We start from the raw sequence: 2293 nt of genomic DNA on the forward strand, positions 1-2293 counted from the left end.
CATCGGCCACCGCGACGGGACGCGCCGTGCTGCGCTGGTTGGCGCGCGCCAGCGGCCCCGCCGCGCGCTGCTGCTCGGTGTGCACGGGCGCCTTCGTGCTGGCCCGTGCCGGCCTGCTCGACGGACGCGATGCCGTCACCCACTGGCAGGACGTGGCGGCGCTGCGCGCCCAGCATCCGGCGGTGCGGGTGCAGGACGATGCCATCCACGTCAAGGACGGCAAGTTCCGCACCTCGGCCGGCATCAGCGCCGGCATGGACCTGGCCCTGAGCCTCGTCGAGGAAGACCTGGGACGCGCGGCCGCCCTGGCCGTGGCGCGCCGCATGGTCTTGTTCCTGAAGCGGCCCGGCGGGCAGCGCCAGTTCAGCGCCGAACTGCTGGCGCAGTCGCATGAGGAAGGCGTGGCCGGCCAGTTGATCGCATGGCTGCGCCCGCGCCTGCACCAGCCGCTGGACGTGGCGCAGATGGCCGCCGCGTGCGCGCTTTCCGTACGCACCTTGCACCGCAAACTGCGCGTGGAGGCGGACGTGACGCCGGCCCAGCTGCTGGCCCGGCTGCGCATGGAGCTGGCCTGCCAGCTGCTCGAGCGGCCCGGCATGACGGTCAAGGCGGCGGCCCGCAGGAGCGGGCACGGTTCCGAATACAACCTGCGCCGCGCCTTCGTGGCGCGGCTGGGCGTGCTGCCCGGCGAATACCAGGCACGGTTTGCCTGAGCCATGAAAAACGCCACCCGAAGGTGGCGTTCTGCTTGCTGCAAGCGGTCGTGACAGCCGGTCAGCGCTTGCGCGGCGGCGGCAGGTCCGTGCACACGCCTTCGTACACTTCGGCGGCCATGCCGATCGACTCACCCAGGGTCGGGTGCGGGTGGATCGTCTTGCCGATGTCGGTACCGTCGCAGCCCATCTCGATGGCCAGCGCGATCTCGCCGATCATGTCGCCGGCATGCGTGCCGACGATGGTGCCGCCGACGATGCGGTGCGTTTCGGCGTCGAACAGCAGCTTGGTGAATCCTTCCTCGCGGCCGTTGGCCACGGCGCGGCCCGAGGCGGCCCACGGGAAGTGGCCCTTCTCGACCTTGATGCCCTTGGCCTTCGCTTCGTCCTCGGTCAGTCCGACCCATGCCACTTCCGGATCCGTGTAGGCCACCGAAGGAATCACCTTGACGTCGAAGTGCGACTTCTGGCCAGCGGCGGCTTCGGCCGCCACGTGGCCTTCGTGCACCGCCTTGTGCGCCAGCATCGGCTGGCCCACCAGGTCGCCGATGGCGAAGATGTGCGGCACGTTGGTGCGCATCTGGCTGTCGACGTTGATGAAGCCACGATCCGTCACCTGCACGCCGGCCTTGTCGGCGGCGATCTTCTTGCCGTTCGGGCTGCGGCCCACGGCCACCAGCACCATGTCGTAGATTTGCGGTTCCGGTGCCGTGGCACCGGCTTCCGCGGCCTCGAACGTGACCTTGATCCCTTCGGGCAGCGCTTCGACGCCGACCGTCTTGGTCTTGGTCATGACGTTGTCGAAACGGTGGGCATTGTACTTCTGCCAGACCTTGACGGCGTCGCGGTCGGCGCCCTGCATCAGGCCATCCATCATCTCGACCACGTCGATGCGGGCACCGAAGGTGGAGTAGACGGTGGCCATTTCCAGGCCGATAATGCCGCCGCCGATGACGAGCATCCGCTTGGGCATGAAGCGCAGTTCCAGCGCGCCCGTGGAGTCCACGATGCGCGGGTCTTCCGGCACGAACGGCAGCTTCACGACGGCGGAACCTGCGGCGATGACGGCCTGCTTGAACTGCACGACTTTCCTGCTGCCGTCAGGACCGGTCACCTCGATGTGATTGGGGCTGAGGAACTGGCCGACGCCCTGCACCACCTGGGTCTTGCGGGCCTTGGCCATGCCGGCCAGGCCGCCCGTCATCTTGTTGATGACGCCTTCCTTGTAGGCGCGCACTTCGTCGATATCGATTTCCGGACGGGCGAACTTGACGCCGTGCTTGCCCAGGTGCGCCGTCTCGTCGACGACGGAGGCCAGGTGCAGCAGGGCCTTGGACGGAATGCAGCCCACGTTCAGGCAAACGCCGCCCAGGGTCGCGTAACGCTCGACGATGACGGTGTTCATGCCCAGGTCGGCGGCGCGGAAGGCGGCCGAGTAGCCGCCAGGGCCGCCGCCCAGCACCATCATGTCGCAGACGATGTCGGCCTGGCCGGCAAACGAGCCGGCGCCCGGCGCGGGGCCGGACGATGGCGCCGAGGCTGGTGCCGGCACGGCGGGACCGCCGTACACGGGCGCGGCC

2 protein-coding genes are annotated in these 2293 nt (G+C 69.1%); one reads left to right on the forward strand and one right to left on the reverse strand.

The features are described 5' to 3' along the window. Positions 1-713: GlxA family transcriptional regulator (locus tag GM672_RS27400; protein WP_155473655.1), on the forward strand; the 713-nt coding region annotated here is incomplete at its 5' end. A 61-nt stretch (positions 714-774) separates the two neighbouring features. Here GM672_RS27400 and lpdA read toward each other — a convergent pair. After that, on the reverse strand, positions 775-2293 hold a 1519-nt coding region (gene lpdA, locus GM672_RS27405), incomplete at its 5' end, for a dihydrolipoyl dehydrogenase (RefSeq protein ID WP_155473656.1).

Origin of the sequence: Pseudoduganella buxea (assembly GCF_009720835.1) — a bacterium.
Classification (GTDB): domain Bacteria; phylum Pseudomonadota; class Gammaproteobacteria; order Burkholderiales; family Burkholderiaceae_D; genus Rugamonas; species Rugamonas buxea.